Source organism: Stutzerimonas sp. VN223-3, from assembly GCF_045999685.1.
Lineage (GTDB): Bacteria > Pseudomonadota > Gammaproteobacteria > Pseudomonadales > Pseudomonadaceae > Stutzerimonas > Stutzerimonas stutzeri_AR.
In genome coordinates, this window is the sequence record NZ_RBEC01000002.1 from 516,694 (window position 1) to 542,684 (window position 25,991).

Annotated in this window: 24 protein-coding genes; 13 read left to right on the forward strand and 11 right to left on the reverse strand. The window is 59.5% G+C overall.

Going from position 1 to position 25,991, the window contains the following annotated elements; all coding sequences use genetic code 11:
• Window positions 1-9 precede the first annotated feature (9 nt).
• From D7241_RS11265 to D7241_RS11275, 3 genes are all read right to left on the reverse strand, one after another.
• Window positions 10-567 (reverse strand): L-threonylcarbamoyladenylate synthase, encoded by a 558-nt coding sequence (locus tag D7241_RS11265; RefSeq protein ID WP_408101602.1) that lies wholly within the window; start codon window positions 565-567, stop codon window positions 10-12.
• 63 nt (window positions 568-630) lie between these two features.
• On the reverse strand, window positions 631-1,722 hold the full coding sequence (dprA, locus tag D7241_RS11270; protein WP_408101603.1) for a DNA-processing protein DprA: 1,092 nt from the start codon (window positions 1,720-1,722) through the stop codon (window positions 631-633).
• A gap of 260 nt (window positions 1,723-1,982) precedes the next feature.
• The gene (locus D7241_RS11275; RefSeq protein ID WP_408101604.1) at window positions 1,983-3,008 is read right to left on the reverse strand and encodes a LysM peptidoglycan-binding domain-containing protein; all 1,026 of its coding nucleotides are present in this window, start codon (window positions 3,006-3,008) and stop codon (window positions 1,983-1,985) included.
• A gap of 148 nt (window positions 3,009-3,156) precedes the next feature.
• Here D7241_RS11275 and def point away from each other — a divergent pair, with 148 nt between their 5' ends.
• From def to D7241_RS11320, 9 genes are all read left to right on the forward strand, one after another.
• Window positions 3,157-3,663, forward strand: coding sequence for a peptide deformylase (gene def, locus D7241_RS11280; RefSeq protein WP_408101605.1), 507 nt, complete (start codon window positions 3,157-3,159; stop codon window positions 3,661-3,663).
• Window positions 3,664-3,717: 54 nt separating this feature from the next.
• The gene (gene fmt / locus D7241_RS11285) at window positions 3,718-4,647 is read left to right on the forward strand and encodes a methionyl-tRNA formyltransferase (RefSeq protein ID WP_408101606.1); all 930 of its coding nucleotides are present in this window, start codon (window positions 3,718-3,720) and stop codon (window positions 4,645-4,647) included.
• Window positions 4,648-4,652: 5 nt separating this feature from the next.
• Window positions 4,653-5,975, forward strand: a complete 1,323-nt coding sequence (gene rsmB, locus D7241_RS11290; protein WP_408102322.1) for a 16S rRNA (cytosine(967)-C(5))-methyltransferase RsmB — start codon at window positions 4,653-4,655, stop codon at window positions 5,973-5,975.
• A gap of 312 nt (window positions 5,976-6,287) precedes the next feature.
• The gene (gene trkA, locus D7241_RS11295; protein WP_255983741.1) at window positions 6,288-7,661 is read left to right on the forward strand and encodes a Trk system potassium transporter TrkA; all 1,374 of its coding nucleotides are present in this window, start codon (window positions 6,288-6,290) and stop codon (window positions 7,659-7,661) included.
• A gap of 334 nt (window positions 7,662-7,995) precedes the next feature.
• A complete protein-coding gene (ehuB, locus tag D7241_RS11300; protein ID WP_408101607.1) occupies window positions 7,996-8,850 on the forward strand; it encodes an ectoine/hydroxyectoine ABC transporter substrate-binding protein EhuB in 855 nt (284 codons plus the stop codon).
• A gap of 238 nt (window positions 8,851-9,088) precedes the next feature.
• Complete coding sequence (gene ehuC, locus D7241_RS11305; RefSeq protein WP_408101608.1) at window positions 9,089-9,748, forward strand: ectoine/hydroxyectoine ABC transporter permease subunit EhuC; 660 nt, start codon at window positions 9,089-9,091, stop codon at window positions 9,746-9,748.
• A complete protein-coding gene (ehuD, locus tag D7241_RS11310; protein ID WP_408101609.1) occupies window positions 9,745-10,404 on the forward strand; it encodes an ectoine/hydroxyectoine ABC transporter permease subunit EhuD in 660 nt (219 codons plus the stop codon). Before ehuC ends, ehuD begins: the two co-directional genes overlap by 4 nt.
• On the forward strand, window positions 10,401-11,234 hold the full coding sequence (ehuA, locus tag D7241_RS11315; RefSeq protein WP_408101610.1) for an ectoine/hydroxyectoine ABC transporter ATP-binding protein EhuA: 834 nt from the start codon (window positions 10,401-10,403) through the stop codon (window positions 11,232-11,234). Before ehuD ends, ehuA begins: the two co-directional genes overlap by 4 nt.
• Before the next feature lie 79 nt (window positions 11,235-11,313).
• Complete coding sequence (locus D7241_RS11320; RefSeq protein WP_408101611.1) at window positions 11,314-11,631, forward strand: tetratricopeptide repeat protein; 318 nt, start codon at window positions 11,314-11,316, stop codon at window positions 11,629-11,631.
• 27 nt (window positions 11,632-11,658) lie between these two features.
• Here D7241_RS11320 and D7241_RS11325 read toward each other — a convergent pair whose 3' ends face one another.
• From D7241_RS11325 to D7241_RS11335, 3 genes are all read right to left on the reverse strand, one after another.
• Window positions 11,659-11,931: a PilZ domain-containing protein gene (locus tag D7241_RS11325; protein WP_408101612.1), complete on the reverse strand. Its 273-nt coding sequence runs from the start codon at window positions 11,929-11,931 to the stop codon at window positions 11,659-11,661.
• A 31-nt stretch (window positions 11,932-11,962) separates the two neighbouring features.
• Entirely contained in the window at window positions 11,963-12,850 is an 888-nt protein-coding gene (locus tag D7241_RS11330) for a lysophospholipid acyltransferase (RefSeq protein ID WP_408101613.1), read from the reverse strand.
• A gap of 129 nt (window positions 12,851-12,979) precedes the next feature.
• Window positions 12,980-13,540, reverse strand: a complete 561-nt coding sequence (locus D7241_RS11335; protein ID WP_255983733.1) for a DNA-3-methyladenine glycosylase I — start codon at window positions 13,538-13,540, stop codon at window positions 12,980-12,982.
• A 127-nt stretch (window positions 13,541-13,667) separates the two neighbouring features.
• Here D7241_RS11335 and glyQ point away from each other — a divergent pair, with 127 nt between their 5' ends.
• The 4 genes from glyQ to D7241_RS11355 are packed head-to-tail and all read left to right on the forward strand — an operon-like array spanning window position 13,668 to window position 17,968.
• Window positions 13,668-14,615, forward strand: a complete 948-nt coding sequence (gene glyQ, locus D7241_RS11340) for a glycine--tRNA ligase subunit alpha (RefSeq protein WP_408101614.1) — start codon at window positions 13,668-13,670, stop codon at window positions 14,613-14,615.
• On the forward strand, window positions 14,612-16,666 hold the full coding sequence (gene glyS / locus D7241_RS11345; protein ID WP_408101615.1) for a glycine--tRNA ligase subunit beta: 2,055 nt from the start codon (window positions 14,612-14,614) through the stop codon (window positions 16,664-16,666). The genes glyQ and glyS overlap by 4 nt, the downstream gene beginning before the upstream one ends.
• Window positions 16,667-16,670: 4 nt before the next feature.
• Entirely contained in the window at window positions 16,671-17,213 is a 543-nt protein-coding gene (gene gmhB / locus D7241_RS11350) for a D-glycero-beta-D-manno-heptose 1,7-bisphosphate 7-phosphatase (protein ID WP_408101616.1), read from the forward strand.
• Complete coding sequence (locus D7241_RS11355) at window positions 17,210-17,968, forward strand: lysophospholipid acyltransferase family protein (protein ID WP_408101617.1); 759 nt, start codon at window positions 17,210-17,212, stop codon at window positions 17,966-17,968. The genes gmhB and D7241_RS11355 overlap by 4 nt, the downstream gene beginning before the upstream one ends.
• Before the next feature lie 55 nt (window positions 17,969-18,023).
• Here the strand turns inward: D7241_RS11355 and ahpF are convergent, their stop codons facing one another.
• The 5 genes from ahpF to dnaA all read right to left on the reverse strand — a co-directional run bounded on the left by ahpF (window position 18,024) and on the right by dnaA (window position 25,947).
• Complete coding sequence (ahpF, locus tag D7241_RS11360; RefSeq protein ID WP_408101618.1) at window positions 18,024-19,589, reverse strand: alkyl hydroperoxide reductase subunit F; 1,566 nt, start codon at window positions 19,587-19,589, stop codon at window positions 18,024-18,026.
• A 227-nt stretch (window positions 19,590-19,816) separates the two neighbouring features.
• Entirely contained in the window at window positions 19,817-22,231 is a 2,415-nt protein-coding gene (gene gyrB, locus D7241_RS11365) for a DNA topoisomerase (ATP-hydrolyzing) subunit B (RefSeq protein WP_408101619.1), read from the reverse strand.
• 4 nt (window positions 22,232-22,235) lie between these two features.
• A complete protein-coding gene (gene recF, locus D7241_RS11370) occupies window positions 22,236-23,339 on the reverse strand; it encodes a DNA replication/repair protein RecF (protein ID WP_408101620.1) in 1,104 nt (367 codons plus the stop codon).
• 10 nt (window positions 23,340-23,349) lie between these two features.
• Window positions 23,350-24,453: a DNA polymerase III subunit beta gene (gene dnaN / locus D7241_RS11375; RefSeq protein ID WP_255982986.1), complete on the reverse strand. Its 1,104-nt coding sequence runs from the start codon at window positions 24,451-24,453 to the stop codon at window positions 23,350-23,352.
• Between the two features lie 36 nt (window positions 24,454-24,489).
• Window positions 24,490-25,947, reverse strand: a complete 1,458-nt coding sequence (gene dnaA, locus D7241_RS11380) for a chromosomal replication initiator protein DnaA (protein WP_408101621.1) — start codon at window positions 25,945-25,947, stop codon at window positions 24,490-24,492.
• Window positions 25,948-25,991 lie beyond the last annotated feature (44 nt).

Genomic DNA, 25,991 nt, shown 5'->3' on the forward strand with positions numbered 1-25,991 from the left:
CGGTGGGCGTCAGGACGCGCGAATGACCTCGCCGTCGCGTATATCGCGAATGATACTAGGGTTGCGTCGCCCACCCAGGCGGCCACCAAGCACTCCATCCAGTTCGCCGGGGAAGTATTGCTCGACGCGCAGACGCGACCGCGCCGAAGGACGGCCGGCCGGGTTGGCAGACGTGGACACCACCGGGCCGGTCAAGGCGCAAAGCCTGGCCACCAGCGGATGATCGGTGACGCGCAGGGCCACGCTGTCGTGTTTGCCGGTAATCCAGTCCGGCAGACGGTCGCGGTGCGGCACCAGCCAGGTGTTCGGCCCCGGCCACGTACCGGCGAGCCGATCCAGCCAACGCTCGGGCAGATCTTCCAGAAGGAAATCGAACTGTTCGATACGGCCAGCCACCAGGATCAAACCTTTCTCCACCGGACGCTCTTTAAGCGCGAGTAATCGGTGCACTGCCTCGCTATCCCAAGGATCGCAACCCAGCCCCCACACGGCTTCGGTCGGATAGGCGATCACCCCGCCGTTTCTGACGACCCGGGCTGCCTGCTGCACGCGCCAGTTACCGACCATTGCGACCTCCACCAAGACTGATCGGCGCAGTTTACCCAAGCGCTTATGGCTGCACAGCTGCGCTTAGCTTGCTCGTGCGATCCAAAAGCCGTTTTCGCATGCGACCAGCCCCTCAATTTCCAACTCGGTCAGTTCCGCCAGCACCTGCGCCAGCGGTTGCGCGACCGCACCGGCGAGGGTCTCGCTGCTCATCGGCGCAGCGTGCAGCTGGTCGAGGAGTGCATGTGCAGGTCTGGCAGGCTTCGGTTGGCTCGCTGCAGTCGTCTGCTGCCAGCCGCGTAACGCCTGGAGTATGTCCTCGACACTTTCCACTAACGCTGCGCCCTGGCGGATCAATCGATGGCAACCGCGCGCACCGGGATGGTGAATCGAGCCCGGTATCGCATAGACCTCGCGGCCCTGTTCGGCCGCGAGCCGGGCGGTGATCAGCGAACCGCTAGACGGACTGGCCTCGACCACCAGTACACCCAGCGATAGGCCACTGATGATGCGGTTGCGACGCGGAAAGTTGGAGGCATGCGGCGCGCAATCCAGCGGCAGCTCGGAAACCAGCGCGCCACCAGCTTCGACGATGCGTGCGGCAAGGCCCAGATGGCGACGCGGATAAAGCTGCTGCAGACCCGTTCCGAGCACGGCGATAGTCTTGCCGCCGACATCCAATGCGCCCTGGTGCGCTGCGCCATCGATACCCAGCGCCAGACCGCTGGTGATCACGAATCCGCCGGCGGCCAGGCTTCGCGCGAAGGCCTGAGCATTGTCCAAGCCCGGCCGCGAAGCGCGGCGACTGCCCACCATGGCCAGTTGCGGAAGCTCCAGCAGGCTTGGGGCACCTTCGACGAACAGCAGCGGGGGAGCATCTGGCAATTCCGCGAGCAACGCAGGATATCCAGGATCGTCCCACATCAGCAGGTGGTGGTCGGGTTGTTCCAGCCAACTCAGCGCCGCGCCGGCTCGCTCACGTATCGCCGGGCTACGCCTGGGTTCGGCACAGCTGGCCGGCAGCCCCAGCGCTCGCCAGGCAGTAGCCGGCGCGCTGAGCGCGGACGAAGCGTCGGGAAAGGCACTGAGCAATTTGTGCAGACGCCGCGGTCCCAACTCCGGCAGCAGATGCAGGCGCAGGCGGGCTTCAAGTTCGGCAGGAGAAATTGCAGGCATGGTGAACATTCCTTGTCTTGTCGCACCGCATCCATGCGGTGGTAACCGGCAGAAAGAACGAGCCCCGCATTCAGGCTGCGTGAAAACGTAGCGAGCGAAGGTTAGGCAAGGCAAAAACAGGCGGGAAGCGGACTGGGCTCGCACTCGAGTTTACGAGCTGTAAATGAGCATTCCGACTGGGCTCGCATCCGAGCCTGTTTTTAACGCGGCATAACCGAGCGCAGTAGTTTTCACACAGTCTGAGCAGCGGGGCACGAAACTCAGGGATTGCGGACCTTGTCCATCACGGCCAGGGAGCGAGTGGCCTGCAGCACCAGGCCGTAGCTCAGCTTGTCGTAGGTGCGGAAGACCATCAGCAGCCCCGAACGCTCATCGGGAATTTTGACGTTCTCGCCGGTCACCCGATCGCGTACGGTTTCACCGGTCTTGTAAACGGCCAGTACGTTGCCGATCTTGAGGCCGTCACGCGCGCCCTTGTTCAGGGTCACCACGTCGAACTGGCCGATCTGGGTGACGCCGCGTGGTACGTCGAGGATTACGCCCTTGATTTCGCCTTCCGGCTCGCTCGGCATGAAGGTTGAATTCACCGCACGTTCCTCGCTGGGGAACATGCGATCGCCGATGCGCGCTTCCTGGGTGACTCGGGTCAACATCATGGTGGCGATATCGCCCTCCATGTCGATGAGTTCGGCGGTACCGACGTCATCGGCATTGATACCAAGGAATTCCTCTGTCTCAGGATCCACATAGGCCTTGCCCTGACGGAAGATTCCGTAGACGGCGATTCCGTCCTCGAACTCGCCACGTCCGTATACACGGTCACCGGAGCCGCTGATGACGCGCTCGGCGTTGCCAGCGACGATGTATGGCGCGGCCTCGAACTCGGCAGCGCTGTCGACGATGCGGTTGCTCAGCAGAAAGCTGTTGATTGCTTCCAGCGGGATGGTGCTAATCGCTTCGGCGATTGGCGTGGTGCGTACGGTTGGGGAAAGCTTGATGGTCCCGCGCGATGCGCCGCGGTTGAGCATGATGCGCGGCTGGCCGTCGATATAGACCAGGCTCAGGCTGTCGCCGGGATAGATCAGATGCGGGTTTTCCACCTGCGGGTTGGCGTGCCAGAGCTCCGGCCATTTCCAGGGTTCGCTGAGGAAGCGACCGGAAATATCCCAGAGTGTGTCGCCTTTCACTACGGTGTACTGCTCCGGATGGTCATCCTTTAGCTGTACAGCGGCTTGTGCCATGCTGCCAACCGCCACCAGCAGCAGGGCGAGTAGTGATTTCCTCATGTGGTGAATCCCTTTATGATGTGCTTTCACGTAAAGCGCCCTAGCGCCGCAGAAACCCTTGTGGAAAGCGGCGTTAAGCCGTTTACAAGCTGCTCGGCATCTTAGCAGCGGCTTTTGACTTTATTCCATAAGTGCATCACAAACGCATATGGCAATCCTGAACATCCTTGAATTTCCCGATCCGCGCCTGCGCACCATCGCCAAACCGGTGGATGTGGTCGATGACGGCCTTCGCCAATTGATCGACGACATGTTCGAGACCATGTACGACGCACCGGGCATCGGCTTGGCCGCGACGCAGGTCAACGTGCACAAGCGTGTGGTGGTAATGGACCTGTCCGAGGACAAGTCCGAGCCGCGCGTATTCATCAATCCTGAGTTCGAGTTCCTCACCGAGGAGATGGAGCAGTACCAGGAAGGCTGCCTGTCGGTGCCCGGCTTCTACGAGAACGTGGACCGCCCGCAGAAGGTCAAGGTCAAGGCGCTGGACCGCGACGGCCAACCCTACGAGCTGATCGCCGAAGGCCTGCTAGCCGTGTGCATCCAGCACGAGTGCGATCACCTCAACGGCAAATTGTTCGTCGACTATCTGTCCAACCTCAAGCGCGACCGGATCAAGAAGAAGCTGGAAAAGATTCACCGCCAGCAGGCTTGATCACCGCTCCGAAGGCTTGCAGCAGCAAGCCTTTTTTATTGATGAGTCCTTTCCATGCGCATCGTTTTTGCCGGTACTCCTGAATTCGCCGCTCAGCATCTGCAAGCCCTGCTCGACGCAAAGCGGCAGATAGTTGCGGTTTATACGCAGCCGGATCGACCAGCCGGACGTGGGCAAAAGCTGATGCCCAGCCCGGTCAAGCAACTCGCGTTGCAGCACGACATTCCGGTGTATCAGCCGCAGACGCTGCGCGATCCAGCTGCGCAAGCGGAATTGGCTGGGCTGCAGACCGATCTGATGGTCGTGGTCGCCTATGGATTAATTCTTCCGCAGACTGTGCTCGACCTGCCGCGCCTGGGTTGCATCAACAGTCACGCCTCGCTGCTTCCGCGCTGGCGCGGCGCAGCGCCGATTCAGCGCGCGGTCGAAGCCGGCGACGCCGAATCCGGCGTGACCGTGATGCAGATGGAAGCAGGGCTGGATACCGGGCCGATGCTGCTCAAGGTCACCACGCCCATTACCCGCGACGACACCGGCGGCACCCTGCATGACCGCCTTGCCGAACTCGGTTCGCGCGCAGTGGTTGAAGCGATCGCGGCGCTGGAGGCCGGGACGCTGCAAGGCGAGGTACAGGACGACAGTCTGGCTACCTATGCGCACAAGCTGAACAAGGACGAGGCGCGCATCGACTGGCGCCGCCCGGCTGTCGAGCTTGAGCGCCTGATACGCGCTTTTCATCCCTGGCCGATTTGCCACAGCAGCCTGGACGGGGCCACCGTGAAGATTCACGACGCACGTTTGGTTGAGGGGCAGGGCGCGCCGGGCCAGATCATCGGTGCCGGCAAGGACGGTTTACAAGTCGCGTGCGGCGAAGGCTTGCTGCTGCTTACTCGTCTGCAGCTGCCGAACGGAAAACCGTTGAGTTTCAGCGATCTATATAACAGCCGACGTGAGCAATTCGCGCCTGGCAAGGTGTTCGAATAATGTCGATGAATCCGCGCCTCGCCGCGGCCCGCGCGCTGAGCGTGGTGCTCTCCGGCAAGGCCTCGCTGGGCAGCAGCCTGCCCGAGGTGTTGGGCAAAGTCGATGGGCGTGATCGCGGCCTGACCCAAGAGCTGGCCTTTGGCGCTGCGCGTTGGCAACCGCGACTGGCCGGTCTCGCCGATCGGTTGTTGCAGAAACCGTTCAAGGCCGCTGATCGTGATGTCGAGGCATTATTGCTGGTCGGTCTCTATCAGCTGTTTTACACCCGCATTCCGCCGCATGCAGCCATTGGCGAGACCGTTGGCTGCGCCGACAAGCTGAAGAAGTCCTGGGCCAAAGGCCTGCTCAACGCGGTGCTGCGCAACGCCCAGCGCGACAGCGAGGCACTGTTCGCCGAACTGGAGCGTGATCCAGTCATCCGCTTCGCCCACCCGCGCTGGTTGCAAAAGTCATTAAAGGCGCACTGGCCCGAACACTGGCAAGCAATCTGCACCGCGAACAACGCGCATCCGCCGATGATGCTGCGGGTCAATCACCGCCAGGTCGGCCGTGATATCTACCTGGGCGAATTACAGGCGGCGGGCATCGAAGCGTTTCCATGCGGTCACAGCCAGGATGGCATTCGTCTGGCTGAGGCCTGCGACGTCAACCAACTGCCGGGCTTTTCCGAAGGCCGCGTCAGTGTGCAGGACGAAGCAGCCCAGCTGGCCGCTGGGCTGCTCGATCTCGCACCGGGCCAACGCGTTTTGGACGCTTGCTGCGCGCCTGGCGGCAAGACCTGTCACATCCTTGAGCGCGAGCCGAACCTGAAAGAAATCATCGCGCTGGATCTGGAGCCGAAGCGATTGCAGCGCGTACAAGAAAACCTCGACCGGCTGAGATTGCAGGCAACACTGGTTGCCGCCGATGCGCGTGCGACCGGCCAATGGTGGGATGGTCGGCCATTCCAGCGCATTCTCCTCGACGCCCCTTGCTCGGCGACCGGCGTGATCCGCCGCCATCCGGACATCAAGCTTGCCCGGCAGGCCGAAGACATCGCGCCATTGGCAACCCTCCAAAGCGAAATGCTCGACGCGCTCTGGCCAACCTTGGCGGTCGGCGGTGTGCTGCTGTACGCCACTTGTTCGGTATTGCCCACCGAGAATCGTGAGGTGATCGAGGCGTTCCTTGCGCGAACGCCGGGCGCTCGCGAACTGGACCTACCGAGTGGTTTCGGCGTCGAACAGTCTCATGGTCGTCAGCTGCTGCCGCAGGAAGAGGGCCATGATGGCTTCTATTACGCCAAACTGATAAAAATCGCGGCCCAACCCAACGGCAAGCGTATCTAAATGAGACAGCGGAGCACTTCGGCGAGGCGGAATCAGGGTGGTGGTGACGGCGGTGAGCCGCGGTGGGCTAAAGCCCACCCTACGGATTTGCGATGAGCGGCATCAGCTTTGTAGGGTGGGCCGGGCGACTGTCAGCCCACCAATATGTAATCAACAAGCACCGTAGGGTGGGCTTCAGCCCACCGAGAGGCGCCGGCATCATTCGATTGCGGTGGGCTAATGCGGAACGTCGCCCGGTCCACCCTACGGATTTGTAATCGATAAGTTTGGCCAATCATGGGCGGCCGAAAGCTGCCCTTCAGGAGCGACTTCGTGAAGATCATCATTCTCGGCGCAGGGCAGGTGGGCGGCACGCTTGCCGAGAACCTCGCCAGCGAAGCCAACGACATCACCGTGGTAGATACCGACGCCGATCGCCTGCGTGATCTTGGAGATCGCCTGGACATTCGCACCGTAGTCGGTCGCGGCTCGTTTCCCACGGTTTTACGTCAGGCCGGTGCGGATGATGCCGACATGCTGGTGGCCGTGACCAACAGCGATGAGACCAATATGGTTGCCTGTCAGGTCGCCTATACGCTGTTCCGCACTCCGACCAAGATCGCCCGGGTGCGCGAGTCGGTGTACCTGACCCGTTCCGGCCTGTTCAGCAACGAGGCGATTCCGGTCGACGTGCTGATCAGCCCCGAGCAGGTTGTCACCAACTACATCAAACGCCTGATCGAGCATCCCGGTTCCCTGCAGGTAATCGACTTCGCCGGGGGCAAGGCGCAGCTGGTAGCGGTACGGGCTTATTACGGCGGCCCGCTGGTGGGACAGGAACTGCGCCAGATTCGCAAACACATGCCTCACATCGATACACGCGTGGCAGCTATCTTTCGTCGCAACCAGGCCATCCTGCCGCAGGGCGATACGGTTATCGAAGCCGATGACGAAGTTTTCTTCATCGCCGCACGCGGGCATATCCGCGCTGTGATGAGTGAGATGCGCCGACTCGATGAAAACTACAAACGCATCGTGATCGCCGGCGGCGGGCATATAGGCGAACGCCTCGCGGAAGCTATCGAAAGCCGTTATCAGGTGAAGATCATCGAGACGAATCCGGTACGCTGCCGCTACCTCTCGGACACCCTCGACAGCACCATCATTCTCCAGGGCAGCGCCTCGGATCGCGATTTGCTAGTGGAAGAAAATATCAACGACGCCGATGTCTTCCTCGCGCTGACCAACGACGACGAAGCCAACATCATGTCGTCGCTGCTCGCCAAGCGCCTCGGCGCACGCAAAGTGATGTGCATCATCAACAACCCGGCCTATGTCGATCTGGTCCAGGGCGGCGAGATCGATATCGCCATCAGCCCACAGCTGGCCACCATTGGTACTTTGCTGACCCACGTACGCCGTGGGGACATCGTCAGCGCCCACTCGCTGCGCCGCGGTGCAGCCGAAGCAATCGAGGTAATCGCCCACGGCGATCCGCGGTCAAGCAAGGTGGTCGGCCGTGAAATCGGCAAAATCGCCCTACCGCCGGGAACCACCATCGGCGCGGTAATTCGTGACGAAGAGGTGCTGATCGCCCATGACAACACGGTGATCGAGTCGGGCGACCATGTGATTTTGTTCCTCGTCGACAAGAAGCAGATTCGCGACGTGGAACGCCTGTTCCAAGCTGGGCTTACCTTTTTCTGATTCGATTCATTCCCGTCCATCCCAGCACCCGCGACGCTATCGCGGGTGCCGTGCGGCTTAAGCCAGTTCGTACGAACCCCATTCTTTCCTCCTGAATCGAATCAATTCGACTCAGATGCCCGCTAAATTTCCGTTAAGCTCCCAGGTTTTGTATGCTCGGGTAGGGTTACGAAGCCGCTTTGTCTAGCGAAGGCCTTCCGTTAACTCACGGTGATGGATAAGAACAACGAGGCAACATCATCGTAAGACAGGTTTGACTACGTTCGCCCCTGGCAACTGCCTCCTAAAGCTAATGATCCGTTACCGGATTTCAAAGGAACAAAGGAGAGACACCATGAGGAATTTCAGCATCTCACCCATTGCCCGGCTACTGATCGGTTGCACCGCACTCGCGAGTGTCACGATCAGCAGCCTGGTCCAGGCCGATACCCTGGAAGACATCAAGGACAGCAGCAGCGTCCGCATCGGCTATGCCAACGAAACACCCTTCGCATACACCGCCACCGACGGCAGTGTCACCGGCGAATCCCCTGAAATCGTAGAGAAGATTTTCCAGCGGATGGGTATCGAGACCATCAAACCCGTCCTGACCGAATGGGGTTCGTTGATCCCCGGCCTGCGCGCCAGCCGCTTCGATTTGATCGCAGCCGGCATGTACATCACTCCCGATCGTTGCAAGCAAGTGCTGTTTACCGATCCGCACTATCAATTGCCAGATACCCTGCTGGTTCTCGCTGGCAATCCAGAAAACCTGCGCAGTTACGAAGACATCGCCAATAATCCCGATGTGAAACTGGCCATCATGTCCGGCACGGTCAACCTTGCCTATGCACGCGAAGCCGGCATCAAGGACTCGCAAATCGTCCAGGTCCCGGACACCACCTCGCAGCTGCAGGCCGTGCGCACCGGACGTGCCGATGCCGCCATCGGCACCCAGTTGACCATGAAGGGTCTGGCTGACAAGGCGGGCGATAAGGTCGAGGCTACTACTGACTTCAAGGATGACCCTGCCCACACCGGCTACGGTGCGCTGGCCTTCCGTCCAGAAGACAAGGCGCTGCGTGACGCAGTCAACGCCGAGCTGAAAAAGTGGCTTGGCAGCGAAGAGCACTTGAAGACCGTCGCCCCCTTCGGCTTCGATCGCTCGAACGTCACGGACAAAACTGCCGAAGAGCTCTGCAGCGCCTGATCGAGTCGATGCGGCCGCTCTTCGCGCCGCGCCGGCTTCACTCCAGTGAACGATCCTTCGATAGCTCCCTCGCCTCTGCTTGGATGCACCGCTTCATCGCGGTACATCAGTCAGCGGCTGGCTGCTTCTCGCTGCCCCGCGTGTAAAGACTGGAACGCAGCCCACTTACGCAGCCAGGCCTTACCGGATGGCTTGCGATCTCAGCTCCGATTTTCCTGGAGCCAACCGGAAACCCAAGATGAACGAACTACTCCCTCTCCTGCTGCAAGGCGCCTGGGTGACCGTGCAGGTCACCTTCTGGGGCTCCTTGCTGGCGATAGTCGCCGCGCTGATCGGCGCGTTAGGACGACTCTCGCCGATCGCCCCGCTGCGCTGGCTAGCCATCGCCTACATCGAGCTGTTTCGCGGCAGTTCGCTGTTGGTCCAGCTGTTCTGGCTCTATTTCGTGCTGCCGATGCCGCCATTCAATATTTCCATGAGCGCGTTCAATGTCGCGGTAATCGGCCTCGGCCTGAATATCGGCGCCTACGGTGCAGAAGTGCTGCGCGGCGCCATACGCTCAGTACACGAGGGCCAGCGCGAGGCTTGCCTGGCCCTGAACATGACTGCCTGGCAACGGCTTCGAAGGATCATCCTGCCGCAGGCGTTGCTGGCAGCGATTCCTCCGGGCACCAACTTGCTGATCGAATTGCTGAAAAATACCTCGCTGGTCTCGCTCATCACATTGTCTGATCTGGCCTTCCGCGCACGCCAGCTGGACCAGGCAACGCTGATGACCATGGAAATTTTCGGCCTGGCACTGGTGATGTACTTCGTCCTGGCGCAGATCATCAACTTCTCCATGCGCATGCTGGAACGCCGCCTGGGCCGCGGTCGCATGCGCGGAGGGTTGACATGAACTTCTTCGACTGGGAATTCGCCTGGGACATCCTGCCCAGGCTGCTGGACGCTTCGCTGAAGACCATCGGCATCACCCTGGCTGGATTTGCCATCGCCATCGTTCTGGGGCTGTTTCTCGCGGTGGGTCGGCGCAGCCGACATCGCTGGCTGTCGTGGCCGATGACCGGTCTTATCGAGTTCATCCGCAGCACACCGCTGCTGATTCAGGTGTACTTCCTGTTCTTCGTGTTGCCCAACTTCGGTCTCAACCTGTCGGCGCTGCAGGCCGGGATCATCGGCATCGCGCTGCACTACGCCTGCTACACCGCCGAGGTCTATCGCGCCGGGCTCGATGCCGTGCCGCGTGCGCAATGGGAGGCGGTGACTGCGTTGAACATGAAGCCGCTCAACGCCTACCGCAAGATCATCCTGCCGCAGGCCCTGCGGCCCATTCTGCCAGCGCTGGGCAACTACCTGATCTCGATGCTGAAGGACACGCCGGTGCTGTCCGCAATCACCGTGGTGGAGATCATGCAGCGAGCCAAGAACATTGGCTCGGAACATTTCCGCTACCTGGAGCCGATCACCATGGTTGGCCTGTTTTTCCTCATTCTCAGTCTCGGCCTCGCCTGGTTCGTGCGCCGTCTGGAAAACCGTATGGAGCTAGCCCGATGAACGCATTGATGCCTGCCGCCGAGGCCTCGAACCCGACCGACGCTACCACCGAGCCGGAAATCATGGTGCAGTTCCGCGACGTGACCAAGCGCTACGGCGACCTGACCGTGCTCAATCACCTCGATCTGGATGTGCGAAACGGTGAAAAGGTCGCCATCATCGGTCCCAGCGGCTCGGGCAAATCCACCCTGCTGCGTGCATTGATGACGCTGGAAGATATCGATGAAGGGGTGATCATGGTCGATGACGAACCGCTGACGCATATGCCCGGCGCCAACGGCGATCTGGTCCGCGCCAATGCCCGACACTTGCGCCGAGTGCGCGGCAAGGTAGGCATGGTGTTCCAAAGCTTCAATCTGTTTCCGCACATGAGCACCCGGCAGAACGTAATGGAAGCGCCGGTGCAAGTGCTGGGCCTGTCGAAAGCCGAAGCGCGCGAGCGCGCCGAAGAGCTGCTAGCCATGGTCGGATTGGAAGATAAGCTCGATCATTACCCGTCGCAGCTGTCCGGCGGCCAGCAGCAGCGTGTGGCGATTGCCCGCGCGTTGGCGATGCGGCCAAAAGTGATGCTGTTCGACGAGGTGACCTCGGCGCTGGATCCGGAGCTCTGTGGCGAGGTGCTCAATGTCATTCGCCGGTTGGGCGATGCACATAGCCTGACGATGCTGATGGTCACTCACCAGATGGGATTCGCGCGCGAGTTTGCCGACCGCATATGCTTCTTCAACGAGGGCCGCATTCATGAACAAGGCACGCCGGACGAGCTGTTTGGCAATCCTCGCGAGGAGCGTACCCAGGAATTTCTCAGTGCCGTGAACCAGGCGAGCTAGGCGGATCGCGAGCGGCAGCCCGAATCGTCTCGCTGCCGTTAGCCAGCCTTACGGTACTCACCGTCGAAGGGGAGAGCAGATGCTCGAATCACTGGAAAAGATGCTGGCCAAAGGCATGGACAATCCCATGCTGCGCTTCGGCCTTGGCAAGGGTTACCTAGACGCAGATGACGCGGCTCAGGCCGCCGTGCATCTGCAGCGCTGCGTCGAGCAGGATCCCAAGTACTCGGCTGCCTGGAAGCTGCTCGGCAAGGCGCTGCAGGTTAACGGTGACCTTGATGGCGCGCGCCAGGCATGGGAGAAGGGGTTGCTCGCAGCACAGGCGCACGGAGATAAACAGGCCGAGAAAGAAATGGGGGTGTTCCTGCGCAAGCTAAACAAGCAGCTGTCCAGCTAGCGCGCGGCAGGAGCAGAGCGTGTTGCCTCAGTCCTCGTGGATGAAGCGCAAGCCGGCACCCTCGGCATCGACGCGCATCACTTCCATCTGCAGCTCCGGTGCCGGGATCGGCAGATCCTGCACCTGGCCGCGGACGATCATGCCCGGCTGAAGCTCGGTCAGTTGTGGATGTTTGACGTACACACCGCCATCGGACAGGTCGCGCGTGTGGGCGAAGACCTCTCCAAAGGACTCATGACTGATGCGAATGCGGCACTTCATAGATGCTCGCGGGTACTGTCGCTGATTGGCGTTTCCCATGACTTTCCTTGTTGTTATGCGTTGGATGTCGTCAGTACCAGCGCGTTTCGCCGACGGGGCGTTTCTTGAAACGCTTCATGGTCCACATGTACTGGCTCGGCCATGTACGGACATAGCGTTCGACAACGCCGCTCATGGCGGCTACCGCGACTTCGATGTCCTCGTCATACATCGCTGACGGTGCCGCTTCGAGAATCACTTTGTAGCCTGAACCATCCTCCAGGCGCAACGCATGAAGAAACACGCCGATCGCCTTGCCGCCGGTGAGCATACCGGGCACGAACTTGCTGGTCAGTGCCTGGGTTCCGAGAAAAGGTACGAATACGCCAGCGCCCTCGCTGGGCTCCGGATCAGCGGGAATCCCCACGGCGCCGCCGCGGCGAACTTCCTTGATTACGCTGATGATGCCCTCACGGGTCGAAGGCGCGACCTTGTTGCCCAGCTGCACGCGCTGGCGCTGCAACAGGTCGTCTACCGCCTTGAGTTTCGGCGGGCGATAGAAAATGATCGGTTTGCACTGCGCGCAATAGAAGTGATTGAGCACTTCCCAGTTGCCAAGGTGGCTGGTAATGCCGACGACCCCCTTGCCGGAGGCCAGCGCCTGTTCCAGCACCTCCAACCCCTCGACTTCCTTGACCAGACGCAGCGTTTTGTCCGCTGGCCAGATCCAGGCGCAGGCACTTTCGGTAAAGGTCTTACCGATCTGCTGCAGGCTTTGCTTGAGCAGGCGCTCCTGCTGGGCAGCATCGAGCTCGGGAAAACACTTGGCCAGGTTGGTCCGGGCGACTTCGCGCGAGCGGTTGGGCAGTTTCCACATCAACCAGCCGATGAGCCCGCCCAGCCCTTGTACCGCACGCCAGGGCAGCAGGGCGAACAGGCGCAGGAAACCGACCACCAACGCACCTTTGAACTTTTCCACGCGACACTCCGAAGAAAACCAGTCGCCTAGTGTACCTGCAACAATCGCCTGTCTTCAGTGGCGTAGGTGGTACGACACGCCATAAACCGGTCGTAACCACCGGCCTGTGGCCAGGCGGTGGTATACGTCCTACGCCTTGCCTGCCGTCAGTTCCGCATGCCGCTCGCAATCGAGTACATGGTCCATGACCATGCCGCAGGCCTGCATATAGGCGTAGCAGATGGTGGGGCCGACGAAGCTGAACCCGGCCTTCTTTAACGCTCGGCTCATGGCCTCGGCCTCCGCCGTCACGGCCGGCACCTGCTTGATCGACTCGAAACGATTGATCTTCGGTTGGCCACCGACGAACGACCACAACCAGCCAACCGGATCTTCCAATTCCAGCCAGCGTTGAGCATTGCGCCGTGCGGCTTCGAGTTTGCGCCGGTTGCGGATGATGCCTGGATCAAGCATGCGCTCGTCAATTTCGGCATCGGTCATCCGCGCCAGACGTTGCGGATCGAAGCCGAACAGCACTTGGCGATAGCGCTCGCGCTTTCGCAGCACGGTTATCCATGACAGCCCGGCCTGAAACGCCTCGAGTATCAAGAATTCGAAAAGAACCTGTGGATCGCGAGTCGGCACACCCCACTCGCTGTCGTGATAATCGATGTACAGCGGGTCATCGCTGCACCAGGCGCAACGCGGCATTTCCTTGTCCTTGAAAAGGGCGACGAACTCGCCTCAAAGCATAACCCGAAGGTGCGCGCCACGCCGGGCCGGGGCTGTTATCAGGTATACTCCGAGGCTTTCTGTCGAAGCCAGCACAGGTGAAATTTTGACCCAGCCTACGCCTGCCGTGCGCACCTTCCAAGACCTGATCCTCGCCCTGCAAAGCTACTGGGCGGAGCAGGGCTGCGTGGTTCTGCAGCCCTATGACATGGAAATGGGCGCCGGTACCTTCCACACCGCCACCTTCCTGCGCGCCATCGGTCCCGAGACCTGGAACGCCGCTTATGTGCAACCCTCGCGCCGTCCAGCCGATGGCCGCTATGGCGAAAACCCCAACCGTCTGCAGCACTACTATCAATTCCAGGTGGTGCTGAAACCCAATCCGGACAACATCCAGGACCTTTATCTCGGCTCGCTGCGCCACATCGGTGTGGATACTTTGGTGCACGACGTGCGCTTCGTCGAGGACAACTGGGAATCGCCAACGCTGGGCGCGTGGGGGCTAGGCTGGGAGGTCTGGCTGAACGGCATGGAAGTCACCCAGTTCACCTATTTCCAGCAGGTCGGCGGTATCGAGTGCTATCCGGTGACTGGCGAGATCACCTACGGCCTGGAACGACTGGCCATGTATCTGCAAGGCGTCGACTCGGTTTACGACCTGATCTGGGCCGACGGCCCGTTCGGCACCGTCACCTACGGCGACGTGTTCCATCAGAACGAGGTGGAGCAGTCTACCTACAACTTCGAGCACGCCAACGTCGAAAAGCTGTTCGAACTGTTCGATTTCTATGAGTCGGAAGCCAATCGGCTTATCGAGCTGCAACTGCCTTTGCCGACCTACGAAATGGTGGTCAAGGCCTCGCACACGTTCAACCTGCTTGATGCCCGCCGGGCCATCTCGGTTACCGCTCGCCAACAGTACATTTTGCGTGTGCGTGCGCTGGCTCGTGCCGTGGCGCAGAGCTACCTGCAGGCGCGCGCCAAGCTCGGCTTTCCCATGGCCACCCCCGACCTGCGTGATGAAGTACTGGCCAAGCTGGAGGCTGCAGAATGAGTGCACTGGATTTCCTGGTCGAGCTCGGCACCGAAGAGCTGCCGCCCAAGGCGCTCGGCAAGCTTTCCGACGCGTTTCGCGTCGGCATTGAAAAGGGCCTGAAAGACGCCGGCCTCACGCATGCACGTGTACGGGCGTTTGCCGCACCGCGTCGCCTCGCGGTGCTGGTTGAGCAACTCGAGACCGAGCAACCTGATCGCAGCATCAATCTCGACGGCCCGCCTCTGCAGGCAGCCTTCGACGCCGAAGGCGAGCCAACCCAGGCAGCGCTGGGCTTCGCCCGCAAGTGCGGTGTAGACCTGGCGGAGATCGATCGCAGCGGTCCAAAGCTGAAATACAGTCGCTCAATTCCCGGCCAGCCGACCACCGAATTGCTGCCCGGCATCATCGAGACATCGCTGAGCGAGCTGCCAATTCCCAAGCGCATGCGCTGGGCCGCGCGCAAGGAAGAGTTCGTTCGCCCAACCCAATGGCTGGTCATGCTGTTTGGCGATCAGGTGGTCGATTGCACCATCCTCGCTCAACGTGCCGGCCGCGAATCGCGCGGTCATCGCTTTCACAGCCCAGCCCCGGTGCGCATTTCCAAACCGACCAGTTACCTGGAAGATCTGCGTGGCGCTCATGTGATTGCCGATTTCGCCGAGCGCCGCGAGCTGATTGCCAAGCGCGTCGAGCAACTGGCTGCAGAGCAGAACGGCAGCGCCATCGTGCCGCCGGCCCTGCTGGACGAAGTCACTGCTCTGGTCGAGTGGCCGGTGCCTCTGGTCTGCTCGTTCGAGGAACGTTTCCTTGAAGTGCCGCAGGAAGCGCTGATTACCACCATGCAGGACAACCAGAAGTACTTCTGCCTGCTGGACGCCAACGGCAAGCTGCTGCCGCGTTTCATTACCGTGGCCAACATCGAATCGAAGGACCCGGCGCAGATCGTCGCTGGTAACGAGAAGGTGGTGCGTCCGCGTCTCACCGATGCCGAGTTCTTCTTCAAGCAGGACAAGAAGCACCCGCTGGAAAGCTTCAACGAGCGACTGCAGAACGTCGTGTTCCAGGCGCAGCTGGGCACCGTGTACGACAAGGCGGTAAGGGTTTCCCGGCTCGCCGCATTTATCGCCGAACATACCGAGGGCAATGCGCAATGGGCGGCCCGTGCCGGCTTGCTGAGCAAGTGCGACCTGGCCACCGAGATGGTTGGTGAATTCCCGGAAATGCAGGGTATCGCCGGCTACTACTACGCGGTCAACGACGGCGAGCCCGTCGATGTTGCTCATGCATTGAATGAGCAGTACATGCCGCGTGGCGCTGGCGCTGAGCTGCCAGCCACTCAGACCGGCTCTATTCTCGCAGTAGCCGATAAGCTCGACACGCTGGTCGGCATATTTGGCATCGGCATGCTGCCCACCGGCAGTAAAGACCCATATGCGCTGCGCCGCGCTGCGCTCGGGATCCTGCGCATCCTGATCGAAAAACGACTGGATCTGGATCTGGTGCAGGCCGTGAATTTCACCATCGCCCAGTTTGGTACGCAGGTGAAGGCTGCGGGTCTGGCCGATCAGGTGCTGGAGTTCATCTTCGACCGCCTGCGCGCGCGCTACGAAGACGAGGGCGTCGAGGTCGCGTCCTATTTGTCGGTACGTGCCGTGCAACCGGGCTCTGCGCTGGACTTCGATCAGCGTGTGCAGGCGGTGCAGGCATTCCGCACGCTACCGGAAGCAGAGGCGCTGGCGGCGGCAAACAAGCGTGTCTCGAACCTGTTAAGCAAGTTCGAAGCTAAGCTGCCGGAAACCGTCGAGCCTCGTTGGTTCGACAACGCCACCGAGTTCTCGCTGTATTCGGCGCTGCAACAGGCCGAACAGGCCGTGCAGCCGCTCGCGGCGACGCGCCAGTATCGTGAGGCGCTCGAGCGCCTCGCGCATCTGCGCGGCCCTGTGGATGCCTTCTTCGAGGCGGTACTGGTCAATGCCGAAGACGCTTCGGTACGCGCCAACCGCTATGCCTTGCTTGCCCGGTTGAGAGGACTGTTCCTTGGCGTCGCCGATATTTCCGCACTTGGCTAAACCGGTGAAACTGATAGTGCTGGACCGCGACGGGGTCATCAACGAAGACTCCGACACCTATGTGAAAACCGTAGATGAATGGGTTCCGATCCCGGGTTCGCTCGAAGCCATTGCTCGGTTGTACAAGGCCGGCTGGACGGTGGCGGTTGCCACCAACCAGTCCGGTCTGGCGCGCGGCATGTTCGATGCGACGACGCTCGGGGACATGCATTTCAAGATGCAGCAGCTGGTGATGGAGCAGGGCGGGTGCATCGATCTGATCGTTCATTGCCCGCATGGCCCGGAAGACGATTGTGACTGCCGCAAACCATTGCCTGGGCTGTTTCAGCGGATAGCCGAGCACTTCCATCTGGCCGACCTCAAAGGCGTGCCGGTTGTAGGTGACAGCCATCGCGATCTCCACGCTGGCATGCGTCTGGGTGGCGTGCCTTATCTGGTGCGGACCGGCAAGGGCATGCGAACGCTGGAAGGTACACTGCCGCCGGGCACGCAGGTATTCGATGACCTGGCTGCAGTGGTTGATTGCCTGTTGAGAGGCTCACGATGAGAATCCTGCTACCCATACGGATTGCGCTGTTCTATCTGCTACTGGCCTTCACGGCGTTCGCCTGGTGTTTGGTCAGCTTGGTCTTTGCGCCTTTCATGTCGTTCCGCAGCCGTTATCGATTCGTGGTCCAGACCTGGTGCCTCAGTGCCGTCTGGCTGGCAAAAACCATAGTTGGTTTGCGCTACGAAGTGAGCGGCCAAGCGAACATCCCGGATAAACCCTGCGTGATCCTCTCCAAGCATCAGAGTACCTGGGAAACGTTCTTTCTCTCGGCATACTTCGAGCCGCTGAGCCAGGTGCTCAAGCGCGAACTGCTTTATGTACCGTTCTTCGGCTGGGCGATCATGCTGCTCAAGCCCATCGCCATCGATCGCGAGAACCCCAAGGCGGCGCTGCGCCAATTGGCCAAGCAAGGCCATGAACGACTGATGCAGGGTGCCTGGGTGCTGGTTTTCCCAGAGGGTACCCGCGTACCAGTGGGGCAGACAGGCAAGTTCTCTCGCGGCGGCGCGGCATTGGCGGTAAACGCCGACTTGCCGGTACTACCTGTGGCGCATAATGCGGGCCTGTTCTGGCCTAAGGCAGGCTGGGGCAAGCGCCCCGGCACCATTCAAGTGGTCATCGGACCGGCGATGCGTGCCGAGAGCGAAGGGCCCCGTGCGGTGGCCGAGCTCAACCAGCGTGCCGAAGACTGGATCAACGCGAAAGTAACGGAGCTGGAAAAGGACGCCTTAGCCGTCATATCAGACGAGTAGATACACGAAGGGGGAGCAGACCGAAGTCTGCTCCCCCTTTTCGTTACCGCTGCGCTCAGTCTTCGACGGAGCTGCGGATCAGGTGGTCGAAGGCACTCAGCGAAGCCTTGGCGCCTTCGCCAACCGCGATGACGATCTGCTTGTACGGCACGGTGGTGACGTCGCCGGCGGCGAAGATGCCCGGCAGCGAGGTCTCGCCACGCGCATCGACGATGATCTCGCCGCGCGAGGTCAACTCCACCGTGCCTTTCAGCCAGTCGGTGTTGGGCAGCAGGCCAATTTGCACGAAGATCCCTTCGAGCTCCAGATTGTGGAACTCGCTGGAGTTGCGGTCCTTGTAGACCAGGCCGTTGACCTTCTGCCCATCACCGGTGACTTCGCTGGTCAGCGCACTGGTGATCACGGTGACGTTAGGCAGGCTGTAGAGCTTCTTCTGCAGCACGGCATCGGCACGCAGCTGGCTGTCGAACTCGAGCAGTGTCACCTCAGCGACAATGCCGGCCAGATCGATGGCCGCTTCCACGCCGGAGTTGCCGCCACCGATCACCGCCACGCGCTTGCCCTTGAACAGCGGGCCATCGCAGTGCGGGCAGTAAGCGACACCGCGACCGCGGTATTCCTGCTCGCCCGGCACGTTCATTTCGCGCCAGCGGGCGCCCGTGGCAAGAATCAGCGCCTTGGCCTTGAGCGAGCCGCCGTTTTCCAGCTTGATCTCGTGCAGTCCGCCTTCGCCGTTAGCCGGTATCAGAGCCGCAGCGCGCTGCAGATTCATGATGTCGACGTCGTATTCGCGCACATGGTTTTCCAGCGCACGGGCCAGCTTCGGGCCTTCGGTCTCGTTGACCGAGATGAAATTCTCGATGGCCATGGTGTCGAGCACCTGACCGCCGAAGCGCTCGGCGGCGACACCGGTGCGGATGCCCTTACGCGCCGCGTAGATGGCCGCTGCGGCGCCAGCCGGCCCACCGCCAACAACAAGCACGTCAAAGGCGTCCTTGGCGCTGAGTTTTTCGGCATCGCGTGCCGAGGCGCCGGTGTCGAGCTTGGCGAGAATTTCTTCTTCGCCCATGCGGCCCTGGCCGAACAGCTCGCCGTTGAGGTAGATGCTCGGCACGGACATGACCTGACGGCGCTCGACTTCATCCTGAAACAGCGCGCCATCGATGGCGACATGGCGGATGTTCGGGTTGAGCACGGCCATCAGATTCAGCGCCTGGACCACGTCCGGGCAGTTCTGGCAGGACAGCGAGAAATAGGTTTCGAAGTGGTATTCGCCTTCGATGCTCTTGATCTGTTCGATCACGTCCGCCGCGGTCTTCGGCGGATGACCGCCGACCTGCAACAGGGCGAGCACCAATGAGGTGAATTCGTGCCCCATCGGGATACCGGCGAAACGCAGGCTGATGTTGCCACCGATACGATTGAGCGCGAACGACGGGCGACGCGCATCGTCACCATCGGTGCGCAGCGTGATTTTGTCGCTCAGGCCGGTGATGTCTTCCAGCAAGGCGAGCATTTCCTGGGATTTCTCGCCGTCATCGAGGGACGCGACGATCTCGAACGGCTGAGTGACCTTTTCCAGGTAGGTTTTCAATTGCGATTTCAAGTTGCTGTCAAGCATATGGAATTCCCCGTTTAACTATTCCGATCCACCAAGGCAGATCAAGTGGAAGGTTGAAAGCTTTATGGAAGGAAGCTTACGGGGTGCAGGGATATTCCTAAAATTGATTAAAACATCCGTCGCTATGGTTTAAAGCTATCGACGATCTACGTAGCCGATTGTTCCACGTGGAACAAAAAACCCGGCGAGGCCGGGTTTTTGCGTAGCAACTAAGCGAACACTATTAATCAGAAATCTAAATTAGATACGGCCAAAGCATTGGACTCGATGAAATCTCGTCTAGGTTCGACCGCATCGCCCATTAATGTATTGAATATCTGATCAGCGGCGATCGCATCGTCAATGGTCACCTTGAGCATCCGCCGAACAGCAGGATCCATAGTCGTTTCCCACAGCTGATCCGGGTTCATCTCACCGAGCCCCTTGTACCGCTGGACACTGTGGCGACGGGTGCCCTCCGTCATCAACCATTCAAGGGCCTGCTTGAACGTCGTCACTTGCTTCTTACGCTCGCCACGCTGCACGTAAGCGTCGTCCTCAAGTAGGCTATTGAGCTTATCGCCAAGCACTGTGACGGTTTTGTAATCGTTGCTGCCGAAGAAGTCACGGTTGAAAGTGATGTAGCTGGCCAGACCGTGGGAAACGACCTCTACTTCCGGCAACCACAGGTTGCGCTCCTTATCCTCACGCAGGTTCGCTTTGTAGGCCAATCCAGACCTTTCGACGTCTTTCAACAGGGCGGCATAGGATTCCAGCCAAACCTGCATCGCAGCCCGATCGCCAAGTTGATCAACAGTTACTCTCGGCAAATAAATGAGGTGCTCGGTCAGTTCCTGCGGGTAAAGGCGGGACAGCCGCTGCAGTGTTTTCATTACGGTGCGGTAGTCGTTGACCAGACGCTCCAGCGCCTCGCCTGAAAGACCAGGCGCATCTTCATTGACGTGCAAGCTGGCATCTTCGAGTGCCGACTGGGTGAGGTACTCATCCATCGCCTCGTCGTCCTTGATGTATTGCTCCTGCTTGCCGCGCTTCACCTTATAGAGTGGCGGCTGGGCGATGTAGACATAGCCTCGCTCAATCAACTCAGGCAGCTGACGGAAGAAGAAGGTCAACAGCAGGGTGCGAATGTGCGAACCGTCGACGTCGGCGTCGGTCATGATGATGATGTTGTGATAACGCAGTTTGTCGATGTTGTACTCTTCGCGACCGATACCGCAGCCGAGAGCAGTGATCAGCGTACCGACTTCTTGTGAAGAGATCATCTTGTCGAATCGAGCCTTTTCGACGTTGAGGATCTTGCCCTTGAGCGGCAGGATGGCTTGAGTTCTACGGTTGCGGCCTTGTTTGGCAGAGCCGCCCGCGGAGTCACCCTCCACTATGTAGAGTTCGGAAAGGGCTGGGTCCTTTTCTTGGCAGTCCGCTAGTTTGCCTGGCAGGCCTGCGATGTCCAACGCTCCCTTGCGTCTCGTCATCTCACGAGCTTTACGGGCCGCCTCGCGGGCACGCGCCGCGTCGATCATCTTGCCAACAACAGCCTTCGCTTCATTGGGGTGCTCAAGCAGGAAATCAGCAAAATGCTTGCCCATTTCCTGTTCAACGGCCGTCTTCACTTCGGATGAGACGAGCTTGTCCTTGGTCTGCGAGCTGAACTTCGGATCCGGAACCTTTACAGAAATAATTGCCGTCAGGCCTTCGCGTGCATCGTCACCGGTGGTCGCCACCTTGTGCTTCTTCGCAAGCCCTTCCTGCTCAATGTAGTTGTTCAAGTTGCGCGTCAACGCCGAGCGGAACCCCGCCAAGTGAGTCCCGCCGTCGCGCTGGGGGATATTATTGGTGAAGCAAAGCAGATTTTCATTGAAGCTATCATTCCACTGCAGAGCCACTTCAACGCCGACGCCGTCGTCACGCTGGACATTGAAATGAAACACCTCATTGACTGGCGTCTTGTTGGTATTGAGATAACCGACAAACGCACTGAGACCGCCTTCGTACTTGAAAAGCTCTTCCTTGGCGTTTCGCTCGTCACGCAGCACGATTCCCACACCGGAGTTCAGGAATGAAAGCTCGCGTAGTCGTTTGGCCAGGATGTCCCAGCTGAAATGGATATTCTGAAAAGTCTCGGCCGAAGGTTTGAAGTGAATCTGAGTACCTGAACCTTCGGTTTCGCCGACGGCGGTCAGAGGTGCTTGCGGCACACCGTGACGGTAAATTTGCTCCCAGACCTTGCCCTCTCGGCGGATGGTTAGCACGAGCTCCTCGGACAAGGCATTTACAACCGATACACCTACACCGTGAAGGCCGCCGGATACCTTGTAGGAGTTGTCATCGAACTTTCCCCCCGCGTGAAGTACGGTCATGATAACTTCAGCCGCGGACACGCCTTCTTCGTGGATATCGACTGGAATACCACGACCGTTATCGCGAACGCTAATGGATTCGTCAACATGGATGGTGATGGATATCTCGGAGCAATGGCCAGCCAGCGCTTCGTCGATAGAGTTATCGACCACCTCGAAGACCATATGGTGCAGGCCGGTGCCGTCGTCCGTATCGCCAATATACATACCGGGGCGCTTACGTACCGCATCGAGGCCCTTCAGAACCTTGATGCTGGACGAATCGTACGTGTGGTTTTCGCTCATGCCTTCACTCCCGAGGGTCGTGGACTTGGGCTATCGCACCATGTTCCACGTGAAACAATGAGACCGGCGTATCGTCACGCCAGCCTTCTCGCAATACGTTCGAATCAACACAGGTAATGAAGACCTGGCAATTCAACTGTTCCAGCAACCGACACAGCGCAAGCCGGTGCTGATCGTCCAATTCGGACGGTAGATCATCGACCAGATAGATACACTGGCCGCGCTTGGCCGCGCTGACCAGGTGTCCTTGAGCAATCCGCAACGCACATACAACGAGTTTTTGCTGACCCCGAGACAGGGTCTCCGCCGCATTATGATTAGCGATCCGTAAGCGAAGATCAGCTCGTTGCGGGCCCGCCTGGGTATGCCCCATGAGCTTGTCGCGCTCAATCGAGGCCGTCAGCACTTCCTCCAAGGTTCGGTCTTTATCCCAGCCGCGGTAATAGCTCAGCTGGAAACCTTCGAGGTCAAGCAACGACGCTAGCGTGCCTTCGAATACCGGTTTCAGCAATTGAATATAGGCACGTCGATACTCGTCTATTTCATCGCTCGCAGAGCTCAGCTCGCGACTCCAAGCCGCCTGCGAAGCGCCGTCCAGTGTACCATGCCGAAGCCATGAATTCCGTTGCCTGAGCGCCTGCTGGAGCCGTTGCCACGCCTGCAGAAAGCGAGGTTCCACGTGGAACACGCCCCAATCGAGAAATTGTCGTCGGAGTTTCGGTGCGCCTTCCAGTAAACGGAAGCTGTCAGGATTGATGAGTTGTAGCGGCAGCGCGTCGGCAAGCTCCGCAGCGCTCTTTACGTTCTGGCCGTTAATGCGGATTCGCACCTCGCCGGAGCGATCCCTGGAAATACCCAGCGCGCTGAATTGCTCATCAGTCAATCGGACCTGGCCAAAAACCGTGCAGCTGGTCTGCTCGTGACTTATAACTGGGTTCAGACGGGTACTGCGAAACGAACGTGCCATTCCCAACAAATGAATGGCCTCGAGAAGACTGGTCTTCCCGCTGCCATTGTCGCCATGGAGAATATTTATCCGAGGGGAGGGGTTTAACGTCACCGGCTGCAGATTGCGCACGCCAGTGACGGAGATACGGCTAAGGGACATTCAGCGAATTTTATAGGCGCATCGGCATAACGACATAAGCCGAATCATCGTTGTCGAATTCTTGGACCAGCGCGCTGCTATTCGCATCCGAAAGAATCAAGCGAACCTGATCAGTAGTCATCACACCCAACACGTCGAGCAGATAGCTAACGTTGAAGCCAATCTCCAGAGCTCCACCCGAATAGTCGACGGCGACTTCTTCCTCCGCTTCCTCCTGTTCAGGGTTGTTCGCCTGGATCTTCAACAAACCGCTTTCCAGCTGAAGACGAATGCCTCGGTATTTCTCATTGGAGAGAATCGCCGTACGGCTGAACGCCTCGCGGAGAGTTTGCCGTTCACCAACGACCAGCTTGTCACCGCCACGGGGCAATACACGCTCGTAGTCAGGGAATTTTCCGTCCACCAGCTTAGAAGTGAAGGTAAATTCGCCAGTTGTCGCCCGGATGTGATGCTGACCAAGCACGATGCCAACTTCACCATCCTGATCGGTAAGCAAGCGGGCCAATTCGAGAATACCTTTGCGCGGGACAATCACCTGATGGCGGTCCGGCTGGTCGATGCCGGCCTGCATGGAACACATCGCCAGCCGATGCCCATCCGTGGCTACTGCGCGTAGCATGCCGCTGGAAACTTCGATCAGCATGCCGTTCAGGTAATAGCGCACGTCCTGCTGGGCCATGGCAAAGCTGCTGCGCTCGATCAGGCGGCGCATCTTGCCTTGGTTGACGCTGAAGTTCAGCGAACCAGGGCCTTCTTCGACAGTAGGAAAGTCGTTCGCAGGCAAGGTCGATAAGGAAAACCGACTGCGCCCCGACTTGATCACGACTTTTTGATCATCCAGACGGATATCGATTAGCGCGTCAGGCTGCAGGCTTTTACAAATATCCATCAGCTTGCGCGCCGGTACGGTGATCTCCCCAGGCTCGGATGCATCTTCCAGCGCAACACGGCCGACCAGTTCAACTTCCAGATCGGTGCCTGTAAGAGACAACTGATGGTCTTGGACCACCAGCAATACGTTGGATAGCACCGGCAAGGTTTGGCGCCTCTCGACGACGCCGGCAACCAGCTGCAGAGGTTTCAACAGGGCTTCGCGCTGAATAGTGAAATGCATGATCTGGTCCCTTGCCTATAATTGGCCGCAATCTTTTCAGGTAGTCAAAGTGCGCAGTAGATTTTTGTAATCTTCGCGAATATCTGCATCCAATTCTCGAAGTTCGGCAATTTTACGACAGGCATGCAGCACCGTCGTGTGATCACGCCCACCAAATGCATCGCCGATCTCCGGCAGGCTGTGATTGGTGAGTTCCTTGGATAATGCCATCGCGACCTGACGCGGCCGCGCTACGGAGCGTGAGCGTCTCTTCGACAGCAGATCGGATATCTTGATTTTGTAATATTCAGCGACAGTACGCTGGATATTATCGACGCTCACCAGCTTGTCCTGCAGCGCTAACAAGTCTTTCAACGATTCGCGAATAAGCTCGATGGTGATGTCGCGCCCCATGAAGTGAGCATGGGCAATCACGCGCTTCAGTGCGCCTTCCAGCTCGCGGACGTTCGAGCGTATCCGCTGGGCTATGAAGAACGCAGCATCGTGGGGCAGATCTACGTTAGCCTGGTCAGCCTTTTTCATCAGAATCGCTACACGCGTCTCGAGTTCCGGCGGCTCCACTGCCACAGTGAGGCCCCAGCCGAAGCGAGACTTCAGCCTTTCCTCGAGACCATCGATTTCCTTCGGGTAGCGGTCGCTGGTCAGAATCACCTGCTGACCACCCTCGAGCAGCGCGTTAAATGTATGAAAGAACTCTTCCTGCGAGCGTTCCTTTTTGGCAAAGAACTGGATGTCGTCAATTAAAAGAGCGTCCACGGAGCGATAGAAACGCTTGAATTCATTAATAGCGTTGAGCTGTAACGCCTTCACCATGTCGGCAACGAATCGCTCCGAATGAAGATAGACCACTTTAGCATTGGGGTTTTTCTTCAGCAGATGATTACCCACGGCGTGCATGAGGTGGGTCTTGCCGAGACCGACACCGCCATACAGAAACAGAGGGTTATAGCCATGCTTCGGATTGTCGGCGACCTGCCAGGCGGCAGCGCGGGCCAACTGGTTCGACTTACCCTCGACGAAGTTCTCGAAAGTAAAAGTGCGATTGAGATAGCTGGTGTGCTTGAGCCCACCTTCTACCTGTACGTTGCGCTCTACACGTGCAGGCGGGGGGGTGACAGCGGGTTCTGGCGAGGTGGCCATCGCCGAGGGCGATGACAGCGAAGCTTGCACCGGCGTCGCTGCCGCAGCTGAGGTCGACTGTGCCTGCGTGCGGGCCATAGACGCGGATGGAAGCGCCGCGGCGGCTGTTCGCTTGCTTCCGATCAGCAGAGATAATGCCGGCGCCAAGTCGGTGGCCCGTTCGGATAGCAACTCCAGCAACCTAGACAGGTACTTCTCATTAACCCAATCAAGGACGAAGCGGTTGGGCGCGTAGACGCGAAGCTCATCGCCCTCCACCTCAACCTGAAGCGGACGGATCCATGTGTTGAATTGCTGAGCTGGCAGTTCATCCCTCAAGAGGTCAACGCACTGCTGCCAAAGTTCCACCGACACGGAATCTCCTAGACGCTGTCGAGCTTTAAACGGCGGCTATTGTA

Excerpts from the sequence above, each read along its gene's own strand:
- D7241_RS11265 (WP_408101602.1), bottom strand. The coding sequence starts at position 567 with ATGGTCGGTAACTGGCGCGTGCAGCAGGCAGCCCGGGTCGTCAGAAAC.
- dprA (WP_408101603.1), bottom strand. The coding sequence starts at position 1,722 with ATGCCTGCAATTTCTCCTGCCGAACTTGAAGCCCGCCTGCGCCTGCAT.
- D7241_RS11275 (WP_408101604.1), bottom strand. The coding sequence starts at position 3,008 with ATGAGGAAATCACTACTCGCCCTGCTGCTGGTGGCGGTTGGCAGCATG.
- def (WP_408101605.1), top strand. The coding sequence starts at position 3,157 with ATGGCAATCCTGAACATCCTTGAATTTCCCGATCCGCGCCTGCGCACC.
- fmt (WP_408101606.1), top strand. The coding sequence starts at position 3,718 with ATGCGCATCGTTTTTGCCGGTACTCCTGAATTCGCCGCTCAGCATCTG.
- rsmB (WP_408102322.1), top strand. The coding sequence starts at position 4,653 with ATGAATCCGCGCCTCGCCGCGGCCCGCGCGCTGAGCGTGGTGCTCTCC.
- ehuB (WP_408101607.1), top strand. The coding sequence starts at position 7,996 with ATGAGGAATTTCAGCATCTCACCCATTGCCCGGCTACTGATCGGTTGC.
- ehuC (WP_408101608.1), top strand. The coding sequence starts at position 9,089 with ATGAACGAACTACTCCCTCTCCTGCTGCAAGGCGCCTGGGTGACCGTG.
- ehuD (WP_408101609.1), top strand. The coding sequence starts at position 9,745 with ATGAACTTCTTCGACTGGGAATTCGCCTGGGACATCCTGCCCAGGCTG.
- ehuA (WP_408101610.1), top strand. The coding sequence starts at position 10,401 with ATGAACGCATTGATGCCTGCCGCCGAGGCCTCGAACCCGACCGACGCT.
- D7241_RS11320 (WP_408101611.1), top strand. The coding sequence starts at position 11,314 with ATGCTCGAATCACTGGAAAAGATGCTGGCCAAAGGCATGGACAATCCC.
- D7241_RS11325 (WP_408101612.1), bottom strand. The coding sequence starts at position 11,931 with ATGGGAAACGCCAATCAGCGACAGTACCCGCGAGCATCTATGAAGTGC.
- D7241_RS11335 (WP_255983733.1), bottom strand. The coding sequence starts at position 13,540 with ATGCCGCGTTGCGCCTGGTGCAGCGATGACCCGCTGTACATCGATTAT.
- glyS (WP_408101615.1), top strand. The coding sequence starts at position 14,612 with ATGAGTGCACTGGATTTCCTGGTCGAGCTCGGCACCGAAGAGCTGCCG.
- D7241_RS11355 (WP_408101617.1), top strand. The coding sequence starts at position 17,210 with ATGAGAATCCTGCTACCCATACGGATTGCGCTGTTCTATCTGCTACTG.
- ahpF (WP_408101618.1), bottom strand. The coding sequence starts at position 19,589 with ATGCTTGACAGCAACTTGAAATCGCAATTGAAAACCTACCTGGAAAAG.
- gyrB (WP_408101619.1), bottom strand. The coding sequence starts at position 22,231 with ATGAGCGAAAACCACACGTACGATTCGTCCAGCATCAAGGTTCTGAAG.
- recF (WP_408101620.1), bottom strand. The coding sequence starts at position 23,339 with ATGTCCCTTAGCCGTATCTCCGTCACTGGCGTGCGCAATCTGCAGCCG.
- dnaN (WP_255982986.1), bottom strand. The coding sequence starts at position 24,453 with ATGCATTTCACTATTCAGCGCGAAGCCCTGTTGAAACCTCTGCAGCTG.